Here is a 3857-nt window from a genome sequence, read left to right on the forward strand (position 1 = left end):
ACCTCGTTCCCGTCCGCGCCTTCGACCTCGTTCCCGTCCGCGCCTTCGACCTCGTCCTCGTCCTCGTCCGTGGAGGACGGCGGGTTCACCGCCAGGCTGGCCGCCCGGCTGGCCGCCGCCCCGGTCACCGTCCATCTGCGGGAGCATCGAGAGGGTGACGGGCTGGTGCGTGCCTCGGCCGCCCTGCGTGCGGCGGGGGTGGAGGCGCTGCACTTCACGCCCCCGGCGGCCGAGGACGAACTCGTCGGGCTCCTCCCCGGGCTGCTGCGCGAGGCCCGGCTGCGCGGTTGTGCGGTCGTGGTGTCGCCGCTGCCGGAGAAGCCGGGGGCGCTCTTCCGGGCGCTGACGGCGGCCGACGTGTCCGTGTTGTTCGCCGGGGCGCAGCCGTACGACCCGCAGTGGTGCGACCGCGATCCGCTGGTCCTCGACGTGCCCCGGCCGCCCTCGGGTGCCGTGGACGCCTGGTCGGCGGCGCTCGGAGCGGGGGCGGACGGGCCGGGGTTCGACCTGGCGGCCACGGTCGCCCCGTACCGGCTCGGCGGTGACCGGATCGAGCGGGCCGCCCGCGCGGCCGTGGACCTCGCGGCGTTCGACGGCACCCCGGTGACCGCCACCCATCTACGGCTGGCCGCGCGGGTGCAGTCCGCCTCCGGTCTGGAGCGGCATGCCCGCCGGATCCGCCCCGACGTCGGCTGGGACGACCTCGTCCTGCCGGACAAGCCCCTCGCCCAGCTGCGGGAACTCGCCCTGCGTGCCCGCCATCGCGACCGGGTGCTCGGCGACTGGCGGCTGAGCGCCGGGGGCGGCCGGGGCCATGGGGTCCTCGGGCTCTTCGCGGGCGAGTCGGGCACCGGCAAGACGCTGTCGGCGGAGGTCGTGGCCGCCGAACTCGGCCTGGACCTCTATGTCGTGCAGCTCTCCTCGATCGTCGACAAGTACGTGGGCGAGACCGAGAAGAACCTGGAACGGATCTTCACCGAGGCCGACCGCACCGACGCCGTGCTGCTCTTCGACGAGGCGGACGCCGTGTTCGGCAAGCGCTCGGAGGTCAAGGACGCCCACGACAAGTACGCCAACATGGAGAGCGCTTATCTGCTCCAGCGTCTTGAGTCCTTCGACGGCATCGCCCTGCTGACCACCAATCTGCGGGCCAACATCGACGAGGCGTTCACCCGGCGGCTGGACCTGGTGGTCGACTTCCCGTTCCCGGACACCGCCCAGCGGCTGGCCCTGTGGCGGCACAGCCTCGCCGCGGTGCCCCGCGCGGACGACACCGACCCGGCGGCGGTCGCCCGCGACTTCGAGCTGGCCGGCGGTTCCATCCGCAGCGCGGTCGTCACCGCCGCCTACGCCGCCGCCGGGCGCGCCGGGCCGGTCACCACGGCCGACCTGCGGGAGGGTGCGGAGCGCGAGTACCGCAAGGCCGGGCGGCTGGTGCCGGGCGAGGGCAACTGGTAGCGGGCACGGCATCCGGCGAGGCCCCGATACACACGCCGGGAGCGCCGGGCGAGGACGGCGGGAGCGCCCCGATGGGGACGCCCCCGCCGGGCGGAACTACTTCACGCGCCACTTCTGGTTGGGCGTGCCCGCGCAGGTCCACAGCTGGAGCTTGGCGCCGTTGCCGGTGCCGTTGTCCTTCACGTCGACGCACTTGTCGGCCTGCGGGTTGACCAGGTCGCCGGCGGTGCTGAGCACGAACTGCTGGGCGGGGTTGCCGCTGCACCTGGCCACCTGGATGACGGCACCATCGTCGCGGGAGCCCCACGCGACGTCCATGCACAGCCCGAGGGAGCGCACGGTGCCGTCGTTCCGGAAGTCCCACTTCTGGTTGGCGGTGCCGGCGCAGTCCCAGAGCTGCAGCGGGGAGCCGTCCTTGCCCTTGCCGTTCTCCGCGTCCGTGACGTCGACGCAGCGGTTCGAGGCCTGGCCGATGATCTTGAACCCCTTGGCGGCGGCCGGCTTCTTCGTCGTGGGCTTCGTTTCCGGTTCCTTGTCCGACCCGGACCCCGATCCGCCGGAGCCGGAGCCCGACCCCGAACCGGATCCCGACGTCGGACCCGAGTCCTCGGGCTGCTCCTCCTGCTGGGGAGCCTCGGGCGTCTCCGAGGGCAGCGGCGCCGCGGAGATGCTCGGCGCCGGGGCCATCGGGGACGGGCTGGCGCTCGGCAGGGCCGTAGTACCGGCCTCCTGGAGCTCGCCAGCGGCACTGACGACCCTGGGCTGGTAGGCGAGCCACAGCATCACGAAGGTGATCGCGAGGGCCAGGAAGATCCCCATGCAGGTGGCGAGCCAGCCCGGCAGGAACCCCCGCTGGACATAGGTGCCGTCGACGGACTGCGGCGCGACGCCCGCCCGTTGGACGGCGAGCGCGTACGGTCTCTCCTCCTTGGACCCGAACCAGATGACCTGTCTCGGCTTCAGCGTGGCCTTCACGAACGCGGCACGGCCGGGCTCGATCTGGACGTTGCTCGGATGGATGTCGTACGACAACTGGTCGCCGTTGTCACTGCCGCTGACGGCGGCGGTGACCTTCGTGTTGCCGAGGTTGTCGATGGCCAGCTTGGGCCGTCCCCGCAAGCGCCCCTTCACGGTCGGCGGCACGAGCTCCGCCCGCACCTCCGTGAACGGGGTGATCGTCAGGTTCCCCTCGGGGACGGTCGTCGCCTCCGGGTACTGGGTGGGCGTGATCCGTACGGCGTACGGGTTCGGGCCGGCCGTCGCGTCGGGGGTGCGGGGCGGCGCGAACGTCAGCTCCACCGTCCCCGTCGTCCCCGGGTAGAGCCGCAGCGTCTGTGGCTCCACGGTCGTCCACGGCGCGATGTCGCCGACGGGCTCGAAGCGGTACTCGTCGACGACGTCGCCGGTGTTGCGCAGACGCAGCCGTACGGTCGTGCTGCCCCCCGGGTCCACGGTCGCGGAGGCGGGTTCGAGGGAAGTCCAGAGGCTCACGGTCAGGCCCCCGCGCCGGGAACGATCTGCCATTCCTGGTCGTCGGTGACGGTGCAGTGGAAGAGCATCAAGGTCACCTCGTTGCGTGTGTCTTCGTTGCCCGCGATTTCGAGGCACTTGTTCTTGCTCGCGAAGTTGCGGATCCAGTAGCCGCCGCTCTGCTGCGGGTCGAGCCACCACAACTGGTTGTCGCTGGTCGTGCCGTCACAGGTGAACTCCGTGATCTTCGTATGGATCGGGTTCTCTCCGTAGTTCGGCAGGTCCATGCAGAGCTGGTCCTTGGCGTTGCGGATCTGGAAGAGATCACTGCCGTCGGGCGCCTTTTCCTCAGCCTTCACCTCCAGGTTCCAGAGCTGGTTGTCCGCCGTGCTGTCGTCGCAGGTGAACTGCTGGACCCGGCCGTCTCTCCGCCCGTTGCTCTCGCCGGGGACGTCGGCGCACAGCTTGGTGGCGAGGTTGCGCAGGAGGACGTTGCGCGCGGGCAGCACGCCCTTGTCCTTCTCCTCGGCCTGCTCGGTCGGCTCGGCGGTCGCGCCGCCGCCACCGCCGCCACCGCCGCCACCGTCGTCCGCCTGCTCGGACGGAGCCGATGCCTCCTCCGGCTCCGGCTTCGGCTCCGGCTTCGCGGACTCCAGTGGTTGCGGCGAGGCCGAGGGCGGCAACGTGCTGACGGAGGTCTCCTGGAACTCGGTGGCGGCGCTGACGACCCGGGGCTTGTAGGCCAGCCACAGCGTCAGGAACGTGATCGCGAGCGCCAGGAAGATCCCGAGGCAGGTGGCGAGCCAGCCCGGCATGAAGCTGCGCTGCACATAGGTGCCCTCGACATCCAGCGGCGTCACCCCCGACCGCTTCACCGCGAGCGCGTACGGCCGCTCCTCCTTCGAGCCGAACCAGGTGACCTGACGCGG

Annotated in this window: 3 protein-coding genes; 1 reads left to right on the forward strand and 2 read right to left on the reverse strand. The window is 71.7% G+C overall.

What is annotated here, in order from left to right; translation table 11 throughout:
* The coding region (locus tag ACFU53_RS47105; RefSeq protein ID WP_384006546.1) for an ATP-binding protein at positions 1-1458 on the forward strand (1458 nt) is incomplete at its 5' end.
* Between the two features lie 96 nt (positions 1459-1554).
* Here the strand turns inward: ACFU53_RS47105 and ACFU53_RS47110 are convergent.
* A complete protein-coding gene (locus tag ACFU53_RS47110) occupies positions 1555-2949 on the reverse strand; it encodes a ricin-type beta-trefoil lectin domain protein (RefSeq protein ID WP_384006549.1) in 1395 nt (464 codons plus the stop codon).
* A gap of 2 nt (positions 2950-2951) precedes the next feature.
* Positions 2952-3857 (reverse strand): RICIN domain-containing protein (locus tag ACFU53_RS47115; RefSeq protein ID WP_384006552.1); only part of this gene is annotated, 906 nt, incomplete at its 5' end.

The sequence above is a fragment of the Streptomyces sp. NPDC057474 genome (assembly GCF_042802555.1).
Taxonomy (GTDB): domain Bacteria; phylum Actinomycetota; class Actinomycetes; order Streptomycetales; family Streptomycetaceae; genus Streptomyces.